The sequence below is a fragment of the Acinetobacter nematophilus genome (assembly GCF_026344175.1).
GTDB classification, from domain to species: domain Bacteria; phylum Pseudomonadota; class Gammaproteobacteria; order Pseudomonadales; family Moraxellaceae; genus Acinetobacter; species Acinetobacter nematophilus.
Window position 1 is genome coordinate 147,965 of the sequence record NZ_JAPKMY010000001.1, and the last position, 20,439, is coordinate 168,403.

21 protein-coding genes and 1 tRNA gene are annotated in these 20,439 nt (G+C 38.9%); 14 read left to right on the forward strand and 8 right to left on the reverse strand.

What is annotated here, in order from left to right; translation table 11 throughout:
- The first annotated feature begins 1 nt into the window (after position 1).
- Positions 2 to 202, forward strand: coding sequence for a helix-turn-helix transcriptional regulator (locus tag OSH00_RS00750; RefSeq protein ID WP_100884797.1), 201 nt, complete (start codon positions 2 to 4; stop codon positions 200 to 202).
- On the opposite strand, the gene OSH00_RS00755 is transcribed toward OSH00_RS00750, so the two are convergent.
- Together OSH00_RS00755 and OSH00_RS00760 are read right to left on the reverse strand one after the other, a co-directional pair.
- Positions 199 to 1,431, reverse strand: coding sequence for a tyrosine-type recombinase/integrase (locus OSH00_RS00755; protein WP_266128827.1), 1,233 nt, complete (start codon positions 1,429 to 1,431; stop codon positions 199 to 201). The genes OSH00_RS00750 and OSH00_RS00755 overlap by 4 nt on opposite strands.
- Positions 1,432 to 1,600: 169 nt before the next feature.
- Positions 1,601 to 1,676 (reverse strand) — tRNA-Arg (locus OSH00_RS00760).
- Between the two features lie 187 nt (positions 1,677 to 1,863).
- On the opposite strand from OSH00_RS00760, the gene OSH00_RS00765 reads away from it, so the two are divergent.
- The 11 genes from OSH00_RS00765 to OSH00_RS00815 all read left to right on the forward strand — a co-directional run bounded on the left by OSH00_RS00765 (position 1,864) and on the right by OSH00_RS00815 (position 13,185).
- Positions 1,864 to 2,799, forward strand: coding sequence for an ABC transporter ATP-binding protein (locus OSH00_RS00765; protein ID WP_266128828.1), 936 nt, complete (start codon positions 1,864 to 1,866; stop codon positions 2,797 to 2,799).
- Entirely contained in the window at positions 2,796 to 3,569 is a 774-nt protein-coding gene (locus OSH00_RS00770; protein WP_100884796.1) for an ABC transporter permease, read from the forward strand. The genes OSH00_RS00765 and OSH00_RS00770 overlap by 4 nt, the downstream gene beginning before the upstream one ends.
- Positions 3,569 to 4,393: an NADPH-dependent 7-cyano-7-deazaguanine reductase QueF gene (queF, locus tag OSH00_RS00775; protein ID WP_266128829.1), complete on the forward strand. Its 825-nt coding sequence runs from the start codon at positions 3,569 to 3,571 to the stop codon at positions 4,391 to 4,393. Before OSH00_RS00770 ends, queF begins: the two co-directional genes overlap by 1 nt.
- 17 nt (positions 4,394 to 4,410) lie before the next feature.
- Positions 4,411 to 5,061: a hypothetical protein gene (locus OSH00_RS00780; RefSeq protein WP_266128830.1), complete on the forward strand. Its 651-nt coding sequence runs from the start codon at positions 4,411 to 4,413 to the stop codon at positions 5,059 to 5,061.
- Positions 5,062 to 5,386: 325 nt separating this feature from the next.
- Complete coding sequence (gene rodA, locus OSH00_RS00785; RefSeq protein ID WP_266129284.1) at positions 5,387 to 6,529, forward strand: rod shape-determining protein RodA; 1,143 nt, start codon at positions 5,387 to 5,389, stop codon at positions 6,527 to 6,529.
- 33 nt (positions 6,530 to 6,562) lie between these two features.
- On the forward strand, positions 6,563 to 7,564 hold the full coding sequence (mltB, locus tag OSH00_RS00790) for a lytic murein transglycosylase B (protein ID WP_266128831.1): 1,002 nt from the start codon (positions 6,563 to 6,565) through the stop codon (positions 7,562 to 7,564).
- A 285-nt stretch (positions 7,565 to 7,849) separates the two neighbouring features.
- A complete protein-coding gene (locus OSH00_RS00795) occupies positions 7,850 to 8,461 on the forward strand; it encodes a septal ring lytic transglycosylase RlpA family protein (RefSeq protein WP_198426920.1) in 612 nt (203 codons plus the stop codon).
- A 208-nt stretch (positions 8,462 to 8,669) separates the two neighbouring features.
- Entirely contained in the window at positions 8,670 to 9,833 is a 1,164-nt protein-coding gene (locus OSH00_RS00800) for an MFS transporter (protein ID WP_266128832.1), read from the forward strand.
- Positions 9,834 to 10,025: 192 nt separating this feature from the next.
- Positions 10,026 to 11,813, forward strand: a complete 1,788-nt coding sequence (locus OSH00_RS00805) for an amidohydrolase (protein WP_266128833.1) — start codon at positions 10,026 to 10,028, stop codon at positions 11,811 to 11,813.
- 19 nt (positions 11,814 to 11,832) lie between these two features.
- On the forward strand, positions 11,833 to 12,606 hold the full coding sequence (locus OSH00_RS00810; RefSeq protein WP_266128834.1) for a DUF4850 domain-containing protein: 774 nt from the start codon (positions 11,833 to 11,835) through the stop codon (positions 12,604 to 12,606).
- Positions 12,607 to 12,738: 132 nt separating this feature from the next.
- Positions 12,739 to 13,185: an Mpo1 family 2-hydroxy fatty acid dioxygenase gene (locus OSH00_RS00815; RefSeq protein WP_266128835.1), complete on the forward strand. Its 447-nt coding sequence runs from the start codon at positions 12,739 to 12,741 to the stop codon at positions 13,183 to 13,185.
- A gap of 62 nt (positions 13,186 to 13,247) precedes the next feature.
- Here the strand turns inward: OSH00_RS00815 and OSH00_RS00820 are convergent, their stop codons facing one another.
- The 6 genes from OSH00_RS00820 to rpsB form a co-directional block, all read right to left on the reverse strand.
- A complete protein-coding gene (locus OSH00_RS00820) occupies positions 13,248 to 13,562 on the reverse strand; it encodes an AzlD domain-containing protein (RefSeq protein WP_266128836.1) in 315 nt (104 codons plus the stop codon).
- Positions 13,559 to 14,305 carry an AzlC family ABC transporter permease gene (locus tag OSH00_RS00825; RefSeq protein WP_266128837.1) on the reverse strand — a complete coding sequence of 249 codons (747 nt, stop codon included), beginning with the start codon at positions 14,303 to 14,305 and terminating at the stop codon, positions 13,559 to 13,561. Before OSH00_RS00825 ends, OSH00_RS00820 begins: the two co-directional genes overlap by 4 nt.
- 114 nt (positions 14,306 to 14,419) lie before the next feature.
- Positions 14,420 to 15,241, reverse strand: a complete 822-nt coding sequence (locus OSH00_RS00830; protein WP_266129285.1) for an AraC family transcriptional regulator — start codon at positions 15,239 to 15,241, stop codon at positions 14,420 to 14,422.
- Positions 15,242 to 15,376: 135 nt separating this feature from the next.
- Positions 15,377 to 15,925: a DUF3465 domain-containing protein gene (locus OSH00_RS00835; RefSeq protein WP_266128838.1), complete on the reverse strand. Its 549-nt coding sequence runs from the start codon at positions 15,923 to 15,925 to the stop codon at positions 15,377 to 15,379.
- 172 nt (positions 15,926 to 16,097) lie between these two features.
- A complete protein-coding gene (gene tsf, locus OSH00_RS00840) occupies positions 16,098 to 16,973 on the reverse strand; it encodes a translation elongation factor Ts (protein WP_004722025.1) in 876 nt (291 codons plus the stop codon).
- Between the two features lie 139 nt (positions 16,974 to 17,112).
- The gene (gene rpsB, locus OSH00_RS00845) at positions 17,113 to 17,865 is read right to left on the reverse strand and encodes a 30S ribosomal protein S2 (protein ID WP_009586494.1); all 753 of its coding nucleotides are present in this window, start codon (positions 17,863 to 17,865) and stop codon (positions 17,113 to 17,115) included.
- Positions 17,866 to 18,084: 219 nt separating this feature from the next.
- Between rpsB and map the strand changes: the two genes are divergently transcribed.
- Entirely contained in the window at positions 18,085 to 18,912 is an 828-nt protein-coding gene (gene map / locus OSH00_RS00850) for a type I methionyl aminopeptidase (protein ID WP_266128839.1), read from the forward strand.
- Positions 18,913 to 19,237: 325 nt separating this feature from the next.
- Complete coding sequence (locus OSH00_RS00855) at positions 19,238 to 20,287, forward strand: OmpW/AlkL family protein (RefSeq protein WP_266128840.1); 1,050 nt, start codon at positions 19,238 to 19,240, stop codon at positions 20,285 to 20,287.
- The last annotated feature ends 152 nt before the right edge of the window (positions 20,288 to 20,439 follow it).

Genomic DNA, 20,439 nt, shown 5'->3' on the forward strand with positions numbered 1-20,439 from the left:
TATGAGCCGTAGAGAAAACTTGATGGACGATCCATTATTAAAAACATCAGAAGTCGCAAAACTTACTTTTAGTCGAAATACGATTGACAGCAAATTAAAGAAAGGTTTATTTCCACAACCTGATTATGTAGACCCTGAAAGTAAATACCGCTACTGGCGACTTTCCACTATCAATAACTTCTTTAGTAAAAAGGCTTCTTAGGAAGCCTTTAATTTATCTATATAGTCAGACCAACCCTGCATCATTTCAGCTCGTTCTTCTAAGAACTTGGTTCGGTTATAAGCACGACCATGCATATCACGCACTTGATGGGCTAACTGTTGTTCAATTCGTTCTACAGGGAACTTTAACTTTTCTTCTAATAATGTTCGAGCGATTGCACGAAAGCCATGCCCTGTCATCTTGTCACGATCATAACCCATTCTTCGTAAAGCCATATTAATTGTCATATCCGACATTGGGCGTGTTTTGCTCGAGATACTTGGAAAAAGTAAATCAGACTTATAACAGAATGGTTTTAACTCTTTAAGCAACTCAATAACTTGATCGGATAAAGGAACGATATGTTCAACACCTGTCTTTTTCATAGTCTTAGGTGGAGTATAGGACCAAGTACGTTCTTCAAAATTTATATCCGACCATTTAGCATGACGTAACTCACCAGTACGCACAAAAACATGAGGGAGAATTCTTAATGCGAACTTGGTGTGGACATAACCCTCATATTGCTCGATGTCTTTTAATAGTTGGCCAAAGTCTTTTTCTTCAACCAAAGCTGAATAATGTTTAATTTCTCTAGGTTTAATCGTCCCAATTAAATCATGTGCAACATCACGCTCACAAAAACCCAATGAAACGGCGTACCTGAATACTTGAGAGGCTTTTGATCGAATTCTATGTGCTGTTTCTATTGTGCCTTTTGCTTCTGCTTTGCGAATGACTTTAACCAGATGTTTAGCTCTTATCTCAGAAATCGGCATCTCTCCGAATTCTTCATATAAATAGTTATAGATCCGTTCATTTCTAACGACAGTCGCAGGTGTTAAGACTTGTTTGGTTTTAAATTCTTCAGCAATTTTTCTAAATGTATTTTCATGGCTAATTTTTGCTTCTTCTAAAATGTCATTTCGATAGGTCTGAGGATCAATATTTTTTGAAATTAACGCTCTGTACTCTTCTCGTACTCCTCGAGCTTCGGCCAAAGTAATTTCAGGATAATTACCAATGGCTAAAGTATTTCTCTTTTTAGAGATTGGACGAGTATAGTCAAATCGCCAAAGTACAGCGCCAGAAGTACGGAAAATTAGATTTAATCCATCACCATCAGACAAACGTAAATCTTTGGCTAATCCACTGTTTATATTAGCTTTAAATTGTTTTTGCGTTGCTTTAATCTTCGAATCCGTTAACGGCACTACTTTCTTTGGCATGGTTTTTTACGTTACAAATTTTGAGTTTTGATTATTGTAACGCAACCTGTACTGCAAAACATGCGTTACAACTATAAATTACTTTGGGCTAGTTTGAGTAGACTTTAAGCTATTTTCTTTTACTTATTAATAACTTAATGCATCTTTCTATAGGTTTATGCAACCAATTTGGTACGCCCAGCGGGACTCGAACCCACTCCACAGGCTTCGGAAACCTGCACTCTATCCAGTTAAGCTATGGGCGCTTAAATTGAGATGGCACATCATAACAAAAAAAACCATGAGGTAAAGCATTTATAAAAGAACTCTTTTCATTAATGATCATGCTTTAAACAATGTTCTATAATTGCAAGGCAGAATTCCGTCTAACTTACTTGGTTTATTCAAAAAGATCGCTCACAATACACTCTCCTGAAACCATGTGAGAATTTCATGACTGATGCCCTGACGTTAAGAGATTTATCGAAAACCTATAGAAATGGATTCCAAGCACTCAAAGGAATCAATCTAACTGTTCCAGAAGGAGAGTTCTACGCACTTTTAGGACCGAATGGTGCGGGTAAATCTACAACAATCGGTATTATCAGTTCCTTGACACGTAAAACTTCAGGAACCGTGGAAATTTTTGGACACAATCTAGACACCCATCCATCAAATGCAAAACAATGTCTGGGTGTCGTGCCTCAAGAGTTCAACTTTGGTCAATTTGAAAAGATCTTTGATATCTTAGTGACACAGGCAGGCTACTACGGTATTCCTCCAAAAATTGCGCAAAAACGTGCTGAAGAATATTTAGAAAAACTCGGATTATGGGAAAAACGTAATACCCAAGGTCGAATGTTATCTGGAGGCATGAAACGCCGTTTAATGATTGCCCGCGCTATGATGCATGAACCGAAACTTTTAATCTTGGATGAGCCAACTGCAGGTGTAGACATCGAACTGCGTCGCTCAATGTGGGACTTCCTCACTGAAATGAATGAAAAAGGCACTTCTATTATTTTAACCACACATTATTTGGAAGAAGCTGAAATGCTTTGTCGCCAAATTGCGATTATTGATCGTGGTGTAATTAAAGAAGATACCTCAATGAAAGCTTTTTTAAATCAACTCAGTGAAGAATCATTTATTTTTGATTTGGAATATCCGATTGAGCCGATCACCATTGATATCATTGGGGTTAAATTTAATTTAATTGATCCTATGACATTAGAAGTCACGATGGACAAAGCACACGCTTTAAATGATTTATTCCAACTTTTAGAAGCTCAAGGTATTCGTGTGCGTAGCATGCGTAATAAATCTAATCGTTTGGAAGAACTGTTTGTCAAAATGGTGGAGAAAAATCTGCAAGGAGCAGCACAATGAATTTTAATCAACTGCAAATTGCACTATACACACTCGTCTTAAAAGAAATTCGTCGCTTTATGCGGATCTGGCCACAGACGCTATTGCCACCTGCGATTACCATGAGTTTGTACTTTGTAATCTTTGGTAATTTGGTGGGTTCCCGGATTGGTCAAATGGGTGGATTTAGCTATATGCAATTCATCGTACCCGGTCTAATTATGATGGCTGTGATTACCAACAGTTATGCCAACGTATCCTCAAGTTTTTTCAGTGCTAAATTTCAAAAAAGTATTGAAGAACTTATCATGAGCCCTGTTCCATTACATATGGTTTTATGTGGCTATGTAATTGGCGGTGTTTGTCGTGGCGTACTTGTCGGTGCGATTGTCACCGCAATGAGCATGTTCTTCACTGACCTGTATATACATAATATTTTTGTGACCATATATACAGTAATTGTGACCTCGCTATTGTTCTCTTTAGGCGGCTTTATCAATGCGGTATATGCAAAATCTTTCGATGATATTTCAATTATCCCAACCTTTGTTTTAACACCACTGACTTATCTCGGTGGGGTATTTTACTCGATCAGTGCTTTAAGCCCATTTTGGCAAAATCTCTCTTTAGTTAACCCGATCGTATATATGGTCAATGCTTTCCGTTTTGGAATTTTGGGTCATAGCGATGTCAATGTTACTTTGTCTTTAATCATTGTGACACTTTGCTGTGGCTTACTCTATGGTATTGCGTACTATTTACTTTCTCGTGGTTCAGGAATGCGTGAATAATGTCTGTTGAACAATCTTTATTGGGTAAAGAAACCAATTACCCGACCACCTATCAACCTGAAATTCTTTTTCCAATTTCACGTGCACAAGCACGTGAACAATATGCTGAAGTTGAAGGCATATATCAAGGTCAAGATTGGTGGCATGTTTTCGAAATTTCCTGGCTAAATGCCAAAGGAATTCCTCAAGTTGCTATTGGACGTATTGCACTCCCGGCTACATCGCCAAATCTGATCGAATCGAAATCGCTCAAGCTGTATTTTAATAGCATGAACTTTACTCAGTTTGATTCCCGACAAGCTTTTATCGATACTGTTGAAAAAGATTTGTCTCAAGCAGCGCAAGCATCTGTCACATTGACCTTGTTTCAAGTGGATGATCTAGACATTACACAACCAACAGGTATTTGTATTGATGATCAAGAACCTGACCATCTGGTCAATCACCCAGATGCCAGTCTTTTGAGCTTTGATCAAGAGACTTCAAACACAGATAAAAGTATTGAAATTCAACTGTTTTCACACTTATTAAGAAGTAACTGTCCTGTGACGGGCCAACCCGACTGGGGAACTGTTTTTATCCGTTACCAAGGTAAAAAACCTTGTTATCGTAGTATTTTAGCTTATATTATCTCCTATCGTCAGCATAACGGTTTTCACGAACAGTGCGTGGAACAAATCTTTGCCGATATTTGGCAAAATTTAAAACCGGAAAAACTGATGGTTTATGCAACATATACACGACGTGGTGGTTTAGATATTAATCCTTGTCGTGTATCTGATGAATCATGGATGCCAAGCCCAATTCGATTGGCGCGACAATAAACATTGAGGTTGAACACATGCCTTTTTTTGGTTTTGTACCATCTGAAGAACTATTAAAGAACATTCAGACTGGTATTGAGAAAAAAAACTCTAACGAACCACTCTATCCCTTACGCGATCAAACAGCTTTACTTATCAATGAAGAAATCATTGATACGCTTTTGATTGAGCTTGTTCGTCGCTTCCCTGCAAGTGACAAGCGAGACACTGCTGAAAAACTTGCGGGTTACGTCAAATCAACCGTTGCTGTACTGCTTAAACAGTTATTAAGTAAGGCAGACAACGATGTGGTTCGTCAGTCTGTAGATTTCTCAGAACGCAGTCTGTTTAAAGATCCACAAGGTCAATATCGTGTTGGGGTCAACTTAGATGCTAACTTGGTCACTAACCTGAAAAATAGTTTTGCAGAAATTCAAGCAAATGGCGATGTCAACCGTGAAGTTTTAGCAGAGCAATTTAAACAGTTTGCAGATGCAACCACCAACCACTTCATGCGCGACTTTAATAAAACCCTAGATTTAGGAATGATTAAACGTAAAGCAGCAGACATAGGGGCAGCGGCTGTAGGCAAAGCAGTACATATCGCAATTGATAAATTGATTCCCAATTTAAATAAGGATGAAATTGCAGCAGTTGCAGAATATTACGACACTTTATTTTTTAATTGATCCATAAAATTTAATCTATTTTTTAATGTAAAAATGTTCTTTCCATTAAGGGCATTTTTTCATCTCCTCAATTTGTTATTTTCCCATAAATTCAAAATATCAATCATAATTATAAATTTATCATTGGGAGTAGTTTTGAAAATTATTGAATATATCGTAATGTCACTGCATAGATCGCCAGATTAATTTTTAGATTTATATCCTTAATCATCAAAATCAGCTCAAGTAAGTTAAACATAATTTTGTTGCGAAGTATTGATATTCATTGCCTTCGGAGGGGATTGTGGTAGCATGCGCAAAACATATTTTTGCACAAAATAGACCAATGGCACCAAGCTCTCAATATAAATTTTTACGGCATTCCCCTCGTGATGGTTTAAGCACCGCCACGCTCCCTTCTCGTTGGCAAAGACTACATATTGACCCTTGGTTGTGTTTATTTCTTATCTTAAATGCATTACTTGGTTTAACTGTACTCTATAGTGCATCCGCACAGGATATGGGATTGGTTTCCAAACAAGCGATGAGTTTTGGGATCGGTTTCTTGGTGATGTGTAGCTTAGCTCAAGTTCCTCCCAAAGTTTATCAAGCATTTGCACCTTATTTTTACCTTTTTGGTTTGGTATGTCTGGTTGCAGTTAAGTTATTTGGTGAAGTCCGTATGGGGGCACAACGTTGGATTGGTATCCCTGGCTTCGGTAGTGTACAACCCAGTGAATTCTTAAAAATTGGTATGCCATTAATGATTGCTTGGTTTTTGTCACGCAATCCTCTACCACCCAGTTTTAAAAACGTAATTTTATCCTTATTGATGATTGGCATTCCTTTTATTCTGATCGCTGAACAGCCCGACCTGGGGACATCACTTTTGATCCTAGCCAGTGGAATTTTCGTACTCTTTCTCAGCGGGCTTTCATGGAAAATGATTTTAGGGGCGATCAGTGCTGCTGCTGTGGTGATTCCAGTGGCTTGGGAATTTCTATTACATGATTACCAACGACAGCGTGTTCTTACTTTATTTAACCCTGAAGCTGATGCCTTAGGCACGGGTTGGAACATTATTCAGTCTAAGACAGCAATTGGCTCAGGCGGTTTTATGGGCAAAGGCTACCTGGAAGGGACTCAATCACATTTACACTTTTTACCAGAAGGCCATACTGACTTTATCATTGCTGCATTTTCTGAAGAGTTTGGGCTGATCGGTATCTTGCTTTTAATCATCATTTACTTTTGTATTATTTTTAGAACTTTTCAAATGAGTTTACAGTGTTTCCATAATTTTGGACGATTGGTCGCTGGTGCTTTTGCTTTGTCATTTTTTGTTTATGTATTTGTAAATGCAGGCATGGTCAGTGGTATTTTACCTGTAGTCGGTGTGCCACTTCCTTTTATGAGTTATGGTGGAACTGCAATTATTACTTTAATGGCCACTTTTGGCATTGTAATGTCGATACATACGCATCGATAATTTTTGATCATAAATAATTAGGAAATATAACCTATGTTTACTTTTAGGCTTTTACAAAAGGTTAAAAACATCACTTTTTGTGCGGCTGCTTTTTCACTGACCAGCTTTTGTCAAGCCAATGACTTTGCAAGTAACCCTGAATACAATAATTTTAAAGCCAAAACCATGCAAACTTACGGCTTAAGTGCTGAACAAATTGATTGGGCAATGAATGGCTCACGCAATTTGCCCAATATCATCAGCATTATGGAACGTCCAGGTGAAAGTAAGCCATGGTATCAATACAAGACTAATTTTTTAGCTGAAGGCACTGTTCAAGGTGGTGTGCGCTTCAAACAACAATATGCAGATACATTAAATCGTGCAGAACAGCAGTATGGTGTGCCTCAAGCGATCATTCTAGGCATTCTTGGAGTGGAAACAGGTTATGGCTCGAATAAGGGCTCATTCATTACCCGTGATGCACTTGCAACACTGGGTTTTGGTTATCCTCGCCGTGCTCAATATTTTCAGGATGAACTCGGTGCCCTCATTGCATGGTCATATAAAGATGGTGTGCCAACCAACTCGATTGTCGGCTCTTATGCAGGTGCTGTAGGTTATCCGCAATTTATGCCAAGCAATGTGTCTAAGTTTGGTGTGGATTATGATGGAAATGGACATGTCGACTTACGTAATTCTGCTGTCGATGCGATTGGTTCGATTGCCAATTATCTCGCTCAGCATGGTTGGCAACGAGATCAACCGATTGCATTTTTAGCACGTTATACAGGAAATAACCCTGATGCCATTATTGCCAAAGATTTAACTCAACCTGTTCCGTATGGTTCACTTAAAAACTTAGGGATTTCTCCATTAAACCCCATCGTTAAAATTGATGATTTAGATTTGGTCAATATTATTCAATTACAAGACAGTAATGGTCCTATTTATTATATTACTTATCCTAATTTTCAAGTAATAACCACATATAATAGAAGCCGTATGTACGCCACTGCTTTATGGCTTTTAGGCACTGAAATTGTAAGTCGGTAAGGCTTACAATTTCACATTAAACATATAAGTCAAGAAATATTTTTGTTAATTTGATCACATTATATACTTTTTAAATATCTTGTTACAATATTGATTATTTTTTAATCAAAACCTGTAAGAATTTGTCCTTTTTGTAACGGTTTCTTAAATAATGCTAGACACATTTAATACAGCTTGAATATTATCCTTTCCGTTAAATGCAGTTGCAAAAGTGAATTTACAGACCTCTATGGTTAATTTTCAGCGACTTAGAAAGTTAGAATTGAGGTTCCAAGGAGTTAAACGATGCATGCTTCACTCAAATATGTGATGGCCCTGACCATGGGTCTGGGTATGACGCAAGTCAACTCAGAAATGGTTCAGTCATCATTTTTAAATAATGATTCGGATAGTTCGAGTCTTGCTTCTCGTGTGATTAGCAAAGATTCAACAAATTTTAATTCTCATTTTTCAAACCTAAACAGTTTGTCAATTACTGAACGTTCTGGCGACCAAGTCCGTCGTCAAACTATTGCAGCAAAGATTCAAGTTCCTGAAGATGAGCCTTCAGTAATTGATAAACTTAATGAAGTTGCTTCTAATACAGTTCGCAAATTTAGCCAAACTGGTGTTGCATCTTGGTACGGTCGTCAGTTCCATGGTCGTAAAACGGCAAGCGGAGATACATTCGATATGAATGATCTCACAGCAGCTCATCGTAGCCTGCCGTTAAATTGCTTTATTCGTGTAACCAATAAAGACAATGGTAAAAGTGTTGTGGTTAAAGTCAACGATCGTGGTCCATTCCACGGTAACCGTGTACTTGATCTCTCTTATGGCGCTGCAAAGCGTTTAGGTATTACAAATTCAGGAACAGCACGCGTTAATATTGAACGCGTAGATGGTCCAAACTCGTAAAATCACTGCATGCATTTAACAAAAGCCACTTTTAAGTGGCTTTTTATTTGCCGATTGAAAATATTGATGTCCGAATTGCCCCCTTATTTTTTCAGTTTCCCCCCTTTTCTTTAAATTTATTTCAAATCAAAATAACACCGGCCCGATACAGGAAGTATCAAATAGCCATCTAAAACTAAAATCAAAAAATTAAGGAAATGAGTGAGGCATGGATCAAAACAGCATTATCCAGCATTCGGACAATTTCACGCTCAGTAAAACACAAAAAGTGATTGCACTCGGTTTTGCTACACAAGGGCTTGGCTATGCGACAGTCATGACTGCACTTCCGACCATTAAAAGTCGATTCATGCTTTCAGATGATCTATTGTCACTTATTATCCTTGGGGTATGCATAGCAGCAGCACTTGGTTCGATTTTAGCCGATCGTATAGCAGTCAAGCTTGGATCACGCGTTGCGATTGTGACGGGTTTTATTTTTGAAGCGGTGGGAATAGCAATTGTTGCATTTAGTCCAAATATGTTGCTTATGATTGCAAGCTTCATCGTTTATGGACTTGGACTAGGCTGTTTAGATGCCGCACTCAATATGCAAGCGGTGATGATGGAACAGCGACTCGGTAAAAGTGTATTTGGGGGTTTCTTCGCTTGTTATACAGCAGCTGCATTTTTAGGTGCATTGATTATGTCAGCGACTGTTTCGACAACACTGGGCGCCACAGCAGCATTATGCATTGCAGTGGTCATTGCATTAATCAGCTCACAATTATCAAGACACTGGTTATTTAATCAAAAACAAAGCGCTGAATCACATCCGCAAGAAAAACCAGCAATTCCATATCAACAATTGCTCATTTTTGGGCTAATGATTCTGATTGTATTTACTGTCGACTCCGCAATCAGCACATGGAGTTCCATTTACCTCAAAGATGTTTTAGCAAGTTCAGCAACCATCGCCCCTTTAGGTTATGCAGCCTATCAAATCGGAATATTACTGACGCGGTTAAGTCTGGATTATGTACTGCAATTTAAAACAGCCACATGGATTGCTTTGGTAACCATCCTGATTGGGGCATTCGGATGTGCACTATCGGGAATAAGTCATTCACTTATTACAGTGATTATTGGTTTTGCACTGGCAGGTGTCGCCGTAGGTGCACTCGTTCCACTCACCTTTTCCGCTGCGGGGCGTTTAGATGAAAATCGACGAGATGAAATTATTGCTCGGGTCAATATTTTTAATTATGGTGGCGCTGTTGCTGGAGCAGTCATCGTTGGTCTACTAGCAACACCTTTTGGCTATGCACCATCCTTTATTGGCTTGGCATTTGCCTTACTGGGTATCCTTTATTTTAGAAAAAGATTGATTTAGTCTGGAGCACTCCCTCAGCTATCCTGATAAAAATCCAAGCTTAGTTCAGTTTAAATATGTGAAAAGTAACCATCATTTCTATACTTGGCACAAAATCTTTGTTAATTTAATTTCTATTCAATACGCTATTTTGAATTCAATTGTAGCGATGAACATTTAATTCTAACAATACAAAAATGAGGGCGATTCACAATGTTGCAACGTAATCCATCCCAACATGTTCGATTTATTGCGCCCATTATCTGCATCAGTAGCTTTGGCATGCTCAGTGGTTGCGCCAATCTCCCCCCATCAGCTCCTACAAAATCTCAAAACATAACGACTTCTCTTCCTCAAGCCAGTACACTTTTCTATGGCGGTTCGATTCTAACGATGCAAGGGATGTCACCGCATTATGTAGAAGCCTTGTTTGTCAAAGATGGGAAAATTGTCTTTGCAGGTGATTTAAAACAAGCGCAAAAATTTAAACAAAAAAATACTCAAGAAATTGACTTAAAACACCACACCTTACTGCCTGGTTTTATTGATGCCCATAGCCATTTAAACAGTGTGGGTTTGCAGCAAACCGTTGCCAATCTCTACCCCTCACCTGATGGCAATGTATCAGATATTCCATCTCTGATTCATGAACTTTCCTTGTGGCAGCAAAACAATCCAGAATTTATTAAAGCAACTGCAGGCTGGATTATTGGCAATGGTTATGATGATGCCCAACTGAATGAAAAGCGCCACCCCACCGCTGATGATTTAGACTTGGTTTCGACTCAACATCCCATTATTGTTTTACACCAATCTGGACATTTAGCCTCAGTCAATCATAAGGCGCTTGAAGTTTTAAATATCAATAAAAACACGCCCAATCCCACTGGTGGAATTATTCGTCGTAAAGCAAATTCTCAAGAGCCCAATGGTGTACTTGAAGAGGCTGCCGTTTTCTCGGCAATGATGACTGCATTTAGTCATGTTCCGCCTGAGATTATGCAGAATATGGCGAAAACAGCGCTCAATACCTATATCAAAAATGGCTATACCACCGTACAAGAAGGTCGTGCCGATCAGGGTACAGCAGAGTTATGGCGAAGTTTTGCTGCCATTAACCAATTAAATATTGATGTTGTGGTATATCCAGACATCATGAATGAAAAAAACTACATGCTTAAAAATGGCAGCAGTCTAAATTATCAAAACCATTTTAGAATTGGTGGGGTAAAAATCAGCCTAGATGGTTCTCCTCAAGGCAAAACTGCATGGCTGACTCAGCCTTATCTTGTTCCACCTGAAGGCGAAAGCAAAGGTTATCGTGGCTATCCTGCTTATCCTGATATAAAGCAGGTGCAAGATGCCATTAATCTAGCTTATCAGAATCACTGGCAGATTCTTGCCCACGCCAATGGTGATGCAGCAATCGATCAATATTTAACGACTATTGAAAAAGCAAATGCACAATATGGTGCCGCAGACCGCCGCAATGTCATCATTCATGCACAAACCATGCGTGAAGATCAATTAGATCAAGCCAAAAGACTTGGGCTGATTCCATCGTTCTTTTCACTACATACCTACTATTGGGGTGATTGGCACAAACATGAAACACTGGGTACAGCACGTGCCAACCGAATTTCTCCAACAGGCTCTGCTTTACGCAAGAATATGATTTTTACAGAACATCATGATGCACCTGTTATTCCACCCAAGAATATGATGGTGATTGATGCTACAGTGAACCGAACGACTCGCTCAGGAGATGTTTTAGGTGAGGATCAAAAGGTCAGCCCCTATATTGCCTTAAAATCAGTGACCGATTGGGCTGCATACCAGTACTTTGAAGAAAAAAATAAAGGGACGTTAGAGCAAGGGAAATTGGCTGACCTGGTACTTTTAGATCAAGACCCTTTAAAAGTTCCATCCCAAAAGATTAAAGACATCAAAATACTGGCAACCTATAAAGAAGGTCAATTGATTTATCAACGAACCCAGTAAGCATCCACAAGGTTAAGTCATGCTCAAGCAAAAAATTTTATTGATGACCTTATTCATATTCAGTGGTTTTACTTATGGTGATGTTTCTGTATTTAGACCCACTTTCCCAGTGTTGAAAAACAATAAAGTCTCACACCAGCAACATCATCTCGAAAAGCTTCCTGCGACCACACTACCTCATCATGTTGCTGTAGACACATATATTGCGGTCATTCCCAATCCTTTTAACGATACAGGATTTTACCAAGACGATTCCGTATGTAAGCGCAACAGCTCCCAAGCAGTGAAATGCCAATTTAATTATCAATTATCGGCAACTCAGGCAAAAAATTTCAAAATTATTCTATTGCCTGGTATAGGTCCTGTGCTTGTCCCGATATCATGGCAAGTCATCAGTACAGATCTCGGACCTTCTGGTGTTGCTTATGCAGTACTTGCAAGTCCGCAAAAAGATGAAGCCATCACGATTTACAATTCGTCTGCTTGCGTTGGCTGTGCCATGCACAGTGCCAGTTTATATTTTCCAAATGTTCGAAAACTCAGTTTAGCCAATGAGTTTGGAGCAATCGATGACAGAAACCATCTACTGAAAATTGTCAGGGTAAATAAAAATAAAGTTTACTTTAGTTATCAGATTCCAGACCATGCTGCTCATACACATGGTATTGCCTATTATGTTGATGAAAGTGATGGTAGTGACATCACCAACTTTCAAGAAATTAAAGTCACGCTCAAACCACAGCACCAAACATGGGCACGTGATATGCTGAACTTCTATCAAAGCACGCATTAAGCTAGCTCATCAAAGCGATGAGAATTCAGTTTATCGCGAGGATTTTGACCGAAAACCAATTCTGAATTATATTATTTTCAGTAAATTAAAATTGATCTAAAAATAAAGCCAACCACCTGCATGGAGAGCCAGATGAAAACAATTACGGAATGGTTTGATGAATATAGTGAAAGCCATCAGAACAAGACCAATAAAGCCATTCATTGGGTCTGTGTTCCTGCGATTTTATTTGCCATCATCGGAATTCTTGCACATTTTAGTGCCTTGCTTACAGCGCTTCTTTTAGTGCTTACACTGGTTTTCTATGCCCGCTTAGATATTGTGCTTGCTGTCGCCATGACTGCTTTGATTGCAGTCATGGCATGGGTGATCTATCTACTTCCTGTAGGTGTAGGCTTTTACATTGGCGTATTTATTTTGGCATGGATTGGGCAGTTTTATGGACACAAAGTTGAGGGTAAAAAACCGTCATTTTTTAAAGATCTTCAATTTCTCTTGATTGGACCTGTATGGTGCATGGATGCCTATCTCGCTAAAGTACTGCCAAGATGGAAAACACGCCAAAAACTGGCTTTTTAAAGTCAATATATTGAGGGAAAATTGCATATGGGCTTTTCCCTCCTTTTATTTTCAATTTACGGTCAATTTAATAAATAAAATAAGCCGTAAAAACACAATAAGCTGAGCCCTAGATTGACCAAGATTTTTTGAGAAATCAGTGCCAGAAACACACATATGATTGCCGTTAAAAAATAGGCATCCAAAGGCAAATTACGTAATTGCTGATCATTAAAAAATACTATCGGTGCACATATGGCTGTAAGTAAACATGGTGCCGAATACTGCAACATATTTTCAATCCAGTGGGGTAATTTAAATGCGATTTTAGGCTCCAGAAAAAAGTAGCGATTTAGAAATACAATAAGCGCCAAACTGAACAGTAAAGACCATGTCATTTTGAAATTCCCATGCGTGTAACTTTGATCATCTTTGCTGCGCACATCGCACTCAGCATTCCTAGAATACCTGACAATACAATGCCTCCCTCAAATTGAAGATATTTAAAGATCCAGGCAAAGACTAAGGTAAAAATCACTCCAATCAAGGTTGCCTTGTTTTTAATCATGGGCACAATAATTAAAATAAATACGGCAACAATGGAAAAATCGAGATGCAAATTTTCTAAATTCGGGATCGACTGTGCCAGTAAGATTCCAAACAAGCTAAATAAACACCATGCCAAATAAAAACATAAGCCTGCACCAAATAGATAAGCAAAGGTTCGTTGCTTATTTTCCCCAATACCCACTGCAAATAATTCATCAGTTAAAAGAAATCCGATCAGTAGTCTTTGTTTAAAAGAAAATTGAGTAACGTCTTTACGGAAGTTGAGTGCATAAATCAAATGCTGACTGGTTAAGAAGAACACCGTAATAAAAATCGTCCAAACCGAAGCACCTGCCATAACCAGCCCTAAACTGACCAGTTGAGCAGCTCCAGCAAATACAACAGCTGACATTGAAAATGCTTGAGCAAAGCTCAATCCTGCATTAATCGCCATTGAACCCGCCAAAATTCCCCAAGGCAATACAGCGATTGATAAAGGTAAAATATCAACTACACCCCGTAAAAATGCTTTTTTATTCAAATCAGATTTCGATTGAATGCCGGCACGACAAGATTCAAATTGATGACTCATTACTTAAATCCAAAACTACGAATGAGATGAGTATCTTTAAAAACATGGATCACAGCTTGAATAAAATTGCTGTGCAAAGACTCTATTTTGAAGAATGGAAATAGCTGAAGTAGGTTAAATATTTAAAGTGCTCAAATATTGCGCAGGGGTAACGCCCATCGCCTTTTTAAAATGTCGGTTAAAATGGCTTTGATCTGAAAAACCACAGTTTTGTGCTGTCATGGCAATACTGTGGCCTTGTTTTAATAATTGCCGTGCTTTTAATAACCGTACTTGAACAAGCCAACTATGTGGAGGTAAACCCGTATACTTTTTAAATTCTCTTAAAAAGTGCCAAGGACTCAGCCCCACAGTTGCCGCCAAATCAGTCAAAGAATAATCACGCTCAGGGAAAGCACTTAACAAATCTTTGACAATTTCAACTTTACGTTGCGCTTCAGGAAACTCTGCGGGTGTTAACTTTGCTCGACCATAACGACTGATCAAACGAGCCAAAGTCGATAAATACATGCTTTCCTTGAGTAAAGCATTTTCTTTTTGTTCTAGTAAATCAAAAAGTAAGGTAAATTGTTGAGCTAAACCTACATCATGAACCACTGCATGAGGAAACCAGGGTACACTGTTTCTGACACTAAAAAAGTCCTGCCCTGCATCCAGCAACATTTCAGGCGTTGGATAAATTGCCCGGTATTTCCACCCCGACTCAACCGCAGATGACCCCGTGTGAATTTCATCTGCATTGACTAAAATAATGTCTCCTTTCGGAGCGGTATGTAGCTGTCCTGTTCGATAAAAACTTTGCGCACCATCTTCAATCACGCCGATACAATAACCTTCATGCACATGCTTTGAAAATTGCTTATGGTGATACTGCGCTTTTAACAACTCCAATCCACCTAATTCTTTAAGGTGGAAATAGTTTGCCCACTCCTGCATGTTTTGAATTCGAACGTCTTGTGATGGCTTAAAAATAGCACGATTGACCACAAGGTATAGAACAAAATTGCTGTCTAAACCACAGTAAAACTACAAACAACTCAATTTTATCGTACTGAATGGACAAAGCATTGTTTATTGATAGGTTTTTCCATCATGCTTTAACCAACCATCTTCATGACGGCGACTTGGATCATGATGTGTCCAATGAACCACACCACCTTGATTGCTGTATTCATATTCGCCAAAAAACTCAACACGATCCCCTTTACGTAAATGGTCAATTCGTGGCGCTAAATCAATATTATGTGCGACCAAGACAGTTAAACCATTATCCAGTGAAAGAATGAATTTTTGATGCCGTGAACCTTCAGTATCATCACGTAATATTGCTTTTACTCGCCCTACGGACTGCACTTGAACATTGCTTAACTTCCCATCATAAGCCTGACGAATAACTGTTAAACCCTGCTGGTTTTGACTGTTGTTTGACTGAGTGTTTTGAAACTGTGAATGATCAGTTGATTTGGAATCAAATTGTGAAGCTCGGTTATTCTGATCTTGGGAATGAACTGGAGCTTGCTGTGTTGATGCCTTGTTTTGTTGATTGAGATCAATGCCAAAATAAGCAGCGACGATCACTGCGATTGCAGCAGCCATACCAAGTTGAGTTTTGTTTGCCATTAAATTTCAGTCTTAGCAATATGAATAGAAGGGATTATAAAAGAATAACACCCATGATTTGAACAGAATCATTTTATTGATTTTTCTTTAACTTGATTCTTCAATAAAATCAATAACAATAAAAAAACCCCTCAAATGAGGGGTTTTCAATAATTATACTCAAAAAGTAAAATTATTTAGCAGCAGCCTGAGCAGCAGCAACTTCTTCAGCAAAGCTCATTTCAGCTTTTTTCTCAATACCTTCACCTACTTCAAAGCGAACGAATTGAGCTACAGTTGTTGCAGTCGCTTTCAATACTTCAGCAACTTTTTTATCGTTGTCGATAACGTATTGTTGACGCTCAAGAACAACTTCATTCAAGTATTTTTCAACTGAACCAGTCACCATTTTTTCAACGATGTTCGCTGGTTTACCAGATTCAATTGCTTTAGCTTCTGCAATTTCTTTCTCTTTCGCGATAAGATCAGCAGAAACGTCTTCAGCAGTTACAGCAACTGGGTTGAATGCAGCAACGTGCATTGCAATACCTTTACCAGTTTCAGCAGAACCTGTGTAAGAAACGACAACACCAATTTTTAAACCGTGTTTGTAAACTGCAAGGTTTTCACCTTCTACAATTGCAGCACGACGAACCTGAATGTTTTCACCGATTTTTTGAACAAGCGCAATACGTGCTTCTTCAACAGTTGAACCGTCTTCAAGTTTCAATTCAGCAATTTGAGCAGCATCAGTTACACCAGCAGCAAGTGCAGCAGCAGCAACCTTAGCAGAGAAACCCGCAAAGTTTTCGTCTTTCGCAACGAAGTCAGTTTGACAGTTTACTTCTAAAAGAATTGCCTTGTTACCTTCTTGAGCAATCGTGATTGCACCATCAGCAGCAATGTTGCCCGCTTTTTTAGCTGCTTTTGCTTGACCTGATTTACGAAGGTTATCAATCGCTAATTCGATGTCACCGTCTGCTTCTGTTAATGCTTTTTTGCATTCCATCATTGCAAGACCAGTACGGTCACGTAATTCTTTTACCATGCTCGCAGTAACTGCAGTCATGTTGTTCTCCTAAATACGGTAGAATATGAATCTGTTCAACAAAAACGGCCCAAAGGTTTCTCTGGGCCGCTTTGCTTTATCGACGCTCAATTTGTCATCATTTTAAATCGCAAAAATGACAAGCTTGCGTCAAAACGCATTAAGCCTCAGGAGCTTCTTTCGCAGCTTCTTCGCCTTTAGCTTGAGCATTTGCTTGAGTTTGAGCGTATTCTTTACCAGCAATAATCGCATCAGCCATTGCAGAAGCATAAAGTGTAACAGCACGGATCGCATCATCGTTACCAGGAATAACGAAATCTACGTTATCCGGGTTAGAGTTTGTATCAACGATACCGATTACTGGAATACCCAGGTTTTTAGCTTCTTTAATTGCAATCGCTTCGTGATCAACGTCGATGATGAACAATGCGTCAGGTAAACCACCCATGTTCTTAACACCGCCTAAAGAGCGTTCAAGTTTTTCCATTTCACGAGTACGTTCTAATGCTTCACGTTTAGTAAGTTTAGCAAAAGTACCATCTTGTGATTGAGTTTGAAGATCTTTCAAACGGTTGATTGACTGACGAAGAGTTTTCCAGTTAGTCAACATACCACCCAACCAGCGGTGATCTACATAAGGTTGACCAGCGCGTTGAGCTTGCTCACGAATGATGTTAGAAGCAGCACGTTTTGTACCAACGAACAATACTTTGTTCTTTTTGCTTGCTAGGTTGTTAACAAAATTCAAAGCATCATTTAACGCAGGAACAGTATGTTCAAGGTTGATGATGTGAATGCGGTTACGCGCACCAAAAATGTATTGACGCATTTTTGGGTTCCAGAAGCGAGTTTGGTGACCAAAGTGCGCACCAGCTTGAAGAAGGTCGCGCATGCTTACGTTGTAATCTGCCATTTTCTTTACCTTAAAAGTTTGGGTTAGGCCTCCATATGTCCGCATTCTCCACCCTTTCAGGCACCCAGAGTAATGTGACGACATATGTGCGGATTTTTAAATTACCCTTATCAAAATTTCCATAAACGATTCATAAAGAAAGTCACAGAAAGCATTTGATAAATTGGGCGGCTATTTATACCATAGTCACATACAAATTTCCAAAAGTTTTTAAAGATCATGAACAGTACTTACGAAGCACCCCGTCGATTAATCAAAACCGCAGATGAAATTGAGAAGATGCGTGTTGCAGGTCGATTGGCTGCAGAAGTTTTGGATATGATCAAACCGCATATCAAACCAGGTGTCAGTACACTTGAGTTGGATACGATTTGTCATGACTATATTGTCAACACACAAGACGCTATACCTGCATGTCTGGGTTATGGTGCTGCACCAGGTCGACCTGCTTTCCAACATGTGATCTGTACTTCTGTCAATCACGTAGTATGCCACGGTATTCCATCTGAAAGTAAAATCCTGAAAAAAGGCGATATTCTCAATATTGATGTGACCGTAATCAAAGATGGTTATCACGGCGACACCAACATGATGTATATCGTGGGTGGCGAAACTTCAATTATTGCAGACCGTTTATGTAAAGTTGCGCAGGAAGCAATGTATCGTGGTATGGCAACCGTCAAACCTGGCTCTACAATTGGAGATATTGGCGCTGCGATTCAAAAATATGTAGAGTCAGAACGTTTTAGCGTAGTTCGTGAATATTGTGGTCATGGGATTGGTACCGTGTTCCATGACGAACCACAGGTTCTACACTATGGGCAACCTAATTCTGGCATGATTCTCGAAGAAGGCATGACGTTTACCATTGAACCGATGGTCAATGCAGGTGTTTGGCAGACCCGTCTAATGGGTGACAAATGGACTGTTGTAACCAAGGATCATAGTCTTTCAGCTCAATATGAACACACCCTTTTGGTGACGAAAGACGGTGTTGAAGTTTTAACTGCGCGTCCTGAAGAAGATTTGTCTCGCTTTCAGAAATAAATAAGTCATTGACTCCTCTGACGGGGTCAAATTATTAAAAGGTCATATTGATATGACCTTTTTTTATGAACTACTTTTTTTGTTATAAACAAGCTTATGTTTTAACTTATTTTTACTGTAAAAATCTTCTATTTTTACAATGTAATGTAATATTAACATAATTACATAGATGCCACATTTTTAAGTCTCTGATAAATAAAATATTAAAAAAAGAACATTCACTAAAAAAAAGACCTTGCAAAAGCAACATTCAAAAACAGCAAAAAATCCTCATAATAAAAATACATAAAAATTAGTATCAATTGCGGACATGGAGTCCAATTCTATGAAGAAATCATTACTTTGCATGATGACCACATGTATGGCTTTACCTATACTGACCCATGCGGATTCGCCTTATTTTAGTTTGAAAGATGGTGATGGATTTAAACGTTTTTCTGTTTCGGCAGGCTGGTTGCATGCGATGCCTCAAGGCAATGGCAATCCGATCAAAGTAAACACAGCCGTTGCAGAAGGAACTCAGTCAAAAGTAGGAGATATTTCTAAAAAAGCTGTTCTAGATGCGGCTGTTAAAGAGTCAAATCCTTTTCTATATGGCGCAATCGGTCTTTTAGGTGACACAATTCCCGGTGCTTTAACAGGTACAGCGACTGTCAATGGTTTATCAAGTTGGACTGCTGAAGGTACAGGCTTAACAGCAAAAGATGTTGATACTTTCGGTTTGATGGGCAACTATTACTTTACAGACAATATTTCTCTAGAGTTTAAAGCAGGTATTCCACCTAAAGTCGAGATTGAGGGTAAAGGTCAGATCTATGCACCTTTAACCGGTAAAGATTCGACTCCACTCGGAAGTATAGACTTGCAAAAAGATATACCGATTACCGATTTATCCAAGCATCCCAAAGCAGCATCAGCAACTGCATGGTTACCGGCGGCAGAATTACACTATCAATTTGGTAAATCCGGTGTAAATAAATTTCGCCCTTATCTCGGTGTCGGGGTAATGTATGCACATTTTACGCATTTAAAAGTGGATAATGGTGTAAAAGATGATTTGATTGCAGCAGGTCATATGATCCAGAATGTACTGGATGGACAAGCAGGTGCTGCACTCGATGGTAAAATCTCTTCAGCAAATCCTGTAGTCAAAGTCAAAGCAGATGATGCGTGGGCACCTATGGCGACATTGGGTGCAACCTATGACTTTAATGATCGTTGGTTTGGCGTAGGTTCTGTGACTTATGCACCCATGAGTAGCGATGCCACCATTACCATTTCAAACTCAAATACCAATAAAGAGCTTGTTACGGCCAAGACTAAAATCGATATTGACCCGTTGATCACTTATCTTGGCGTTGGTTACCGTTTTTAATACTTGATGCGCATTTGAGATGGATATGTTTTTATTGAAAATCATTCAATCCATAAATCACGATCAATTCCCGGATAGCAAGCAGATTGATCACTAAAATTTATCGATTGATAAATTTTTATTCTATCGCTAAGTGCCATTGAATCCTCTAC